Source organism: Tunicatimonas sp. (assembly GCF_049647865.1).
GTDB lineage: Bacteria > Bacteroidota > Bacteroidia > Cytophagales > Cyclobacteriaceae > Tunicatimonas.
Genome location: NZ_JBARYM010000114.1, coordinates 1 through 3,477, shown reverse-complemented (window position 1 = coordinate 3,477; position 3,477 = coordinate 1). Strand labels below are relative to the sequence as shown.

Genomic DNA, 3,477 nt, shown 5'->3' with positions numbered 1-3,477 from the left:
ACGTCGGTTCTACGGTCGGGCAGCAAACCACCGAAGAAATGCAATTTTCCATTGGCGTAAGCGGATGCTCCTGAACCCCGCGGATTCGGTAGTGCGGGACCCTGCCGCCAGGTATCGGTAGTGGTATTGTAGACTTGGACTAAATCCGTGGCGGCTCCGGGATGGTTGCCGACAAATCCCGCCACAATCCATATTTCGTCGCCAATGGCGGTAGCTCCCATGTGAGTAACCGGAGTAGGCATCGGGGCACCCAATGACCAGCTATCAGTAGCCGGATCGTAAATTTCAGTCGCCCCGGTGATCTTTAACCCGGCCATAAAGCCGGCTAATACGTAGAGTTTGCCGTTTACCTTGGCACTCTGAGCTTCTACCTTGGCAAGAGATGAACCAGCTAAGTCGTTCCAACCACAGGCAGTGGGTTCGTCTCGTAAGCTTCCCTCCCCGTAAATTTCAATAGCCGATACTTTGGGCTGGTTGACGCTGGCTGAGAAGTTTAGATTCAGGGTCTCATCGGTTACCGATACGGTGAAAGTTTCAATTACCGCGGTCATGGGGCCCACCTGGGCATTAATATCGTAATTGGCGAGAATAGGTGCCCCTTCGGCCGTAACGCTAAATACCCGTTTGTTACTTCCGCCCGAGCCACCTCCAGTTGCTCCGAAGTATATCTCAGCAAAGTGCAACCGCACTTCGTAATCGCCATTGGTCAGCGGGATGTTATAATCAAATGACTGTAAGCTTTGATTCGTGCTGCGCTCGCTTAAGTATAATTCATCCTGCGTGGTATTAGCAATATTTGTAATATTTGAATTTGAGTATGATTTTCCATTTCCTGAAAAGTAGGTATCTGCTACAAAAACGGAATCTCCGTAGTTCACTTCGCTTCCCCCCGCATTGATTCTTACCACGGCTGGAACCGATGAATCATTAATTAGGCTTCCTTCACCGTAAACCTCCAATGCAGATAGCTTGGGCTGATTGACGCTAGCGGAAAAGGTCAAATTCAGTTTTTGATCGTCTACCTGAGTAGAAAAGATTTTAACAGTGGCAGTCATTGCTCCCACTTCGTCGTTGATGTCGTAGTCGACTAAAACTGGTTCGCCTTCCAGTTTAGCACTGAACACTCTTTTGTTGCTGCCACCCGAACCACCCCCGGTAGCTCCGAAGTAGATTTCAGCAAAATGTAGCTTAATTTCGTACGCACCATTGGTTACGGGGATAGCGTAGCTGAATGATTGTAAGCTCTTATTGGTACTTCGTTCGGTCAGATACAGTTCGTCCTGGGTAGTATTGGCGATATCCGTGATACTGGAGTTGGTGTACGACTTACCGTCCCCGCTAAAGTATTCATCGGCAACAAAAACCGAGTCACCATAACTTACCTCTGGCCCCCCGGCGTTAATGCGAACCACCGCCGGAAGTTCGGATTGCGGATCGCTTAGGGTGGTCACCGTAAAGTAGGTCCAATCGGAGGACAGACTGCTGAAGTTGGTTTGCATCCGAAAGTAGTAGGTGGTACCCGGTTCAAACCCTGAGTAACCAAAATCAGTGTAGCCGAAGTAGAAAGCGTCAAAGTACTCGTAGTCCCCATCTTCCGACGGGGCAATATCTATTTGGTAATCGTTGCCGTAGGGTGGCTCCGTCCAACGCATATCAAACGAATTGGTAGTAACGTTAGAAACGACGATATCGGTTGGCGGATAGGGGAAGTTAGCTACCTGGACGGCCTGACTAAAATCGGATGAGCCAACTTCGTTAACAGCTGCCACGCGATAGTAGCGATAACCTTGCTCATCTAATGTATTATCGGTGTAGCTGGTACTGTTAGACGCTAAGGTAGTTAACAATTCCCAATCATCGCTGCCACCAAAGTCGTTGGTAAATTCAATCAAAAAGCTCGTTTCGTTCGTAGCATTATCTTCCCACTGAAGCACCGCTACCCCAGGCTGATCCGCACTAACCGATAATTGCGAGGGGGCGGCTGGTACAGTGGCTATTGGTTCCTGATTCACCACCGTAAAATTGACGGTTAAGGATGTTCCAGCGGTTCCTTGCCCCTTCGATTGTGCGTACGGAATTGCTTCTAAAACGTATTCGCCGGGAATGGGGCGCCAATCAGCGTAGTTCGTCCCCGAATTACCCGCCAGCGCGTAGGGAGCTACATTTTCGGTACGGAAAGGGGTGCCCTGTAAGATAAATTTCACGCTACCTACGGTGGATGGATTGGTGTTAGCATTCACGTTAAGAGCGTCGCCGTTTAGCTCCCAGAGATTAATAATATCGCCTTCGGACAGTTGACCGATCTCGACATCAGTAGTAGCATTAATTAGGGTAAATGAGGTAACGGATTGTGCTTCTAAAAATTGAAAACCATTGAAAAATAGTATTCCAAATAAACAATAGTGAGATAAAAATTTAATCATCGTAATAGCTAAAAATGTGGATAGAAAAGTATATAGATACTTATATAATCTCAGTCAAGATAGTGTTTTAGTTGCAGTATTTCACTATTTAGCTAAAAGATAAAGCAAAGCTGTATTCTGCGATAAATAGATTTTCTCATTTTAACTTTTATACCAATTTTAGCAAGTTTTCCTTTGGTTTTATACTAACTAATAATTAGTACTTTATTAAGAAGAACTTGTTTAAGAATGTGTTATTTGATTTCCAATGAGGATGCTCAAAAAAGCTAAATAGTGCAAGTCAATCCAAGTATGTGTTTTAGTTGCGAACCGTACAAATAGAGCTTTGAGTTTATCTAACCGAGCGTTTGTCCGCTCGGCTGAAAAACGTTCTTTATAAAGCCCATCAACCAATAATGATTGATTATCTTTGTTTTTTGAATTTCTTTTATTGAAGTCAATATTGGTTTATAATATCATTTAAAAAAACAAAGTGTTTTGAAGCCTTCACTATCAAAGCCAGTGTTAGCATTCTAGTGGAGAAAAGTTCAATGTCAAATAGGTCATGATAAGTGCCTAGAACAGGGTTAAACATCGCTAAGGGCATTCCTTGTTTGTCGGTTGGAAACACTGCGTTTGTTGTTTAGTCTTTTTGTAGGCTTGATAGTCCACTGCTTCTCCCTCCACTCTTGGTAGGAGTATGAGAACCATCAAATTGAACAGGAAATATTTATAATTTGGCCTTTTTTAAGGCTAATAAATTAATCCACATCCGTTTTAACGAACCGTTTTTTGACCACTTCTAAACCAGACCGTCGGCAGTGATAATACACTGAATTCTAGCAAATAAGAATTCTACTAAAGAAAGATTGTATTGGTAATTATAGCCATTGATGAGCGACTCTGTGGTACCCTGTCTTTAGGTCGATAGCCAATCGCTTTTATAACTTTCAGTACCGTACACAAAAATAAAGTAGGGTGAGGTTGGATTTTCAGAAAAGAGAAAAGATCGGCAATTTTGTAGCGACTAAACATACATAATTACCGATCTTAGAGATGATTTTCAAAGTGGGCC

At 43.9% G+C, this 3,477-nt stretch carries 1 protein-coding gene; it reads right to left on the bottom strand.

Annotated elements, in window-relative coordinates; genetic code table 11:
• Positions 1–2,423: malectin domain-containing carbohydrate-binding protein (locus WBA23_RS03750; RefSeq protein WP_424580910.1), on the bottom strand; the 2,423-nt coding region annotated here is incomplete at its 3' end.
• Positions 2,424–3,477: the final 1,054 nt, after the last annotated feature.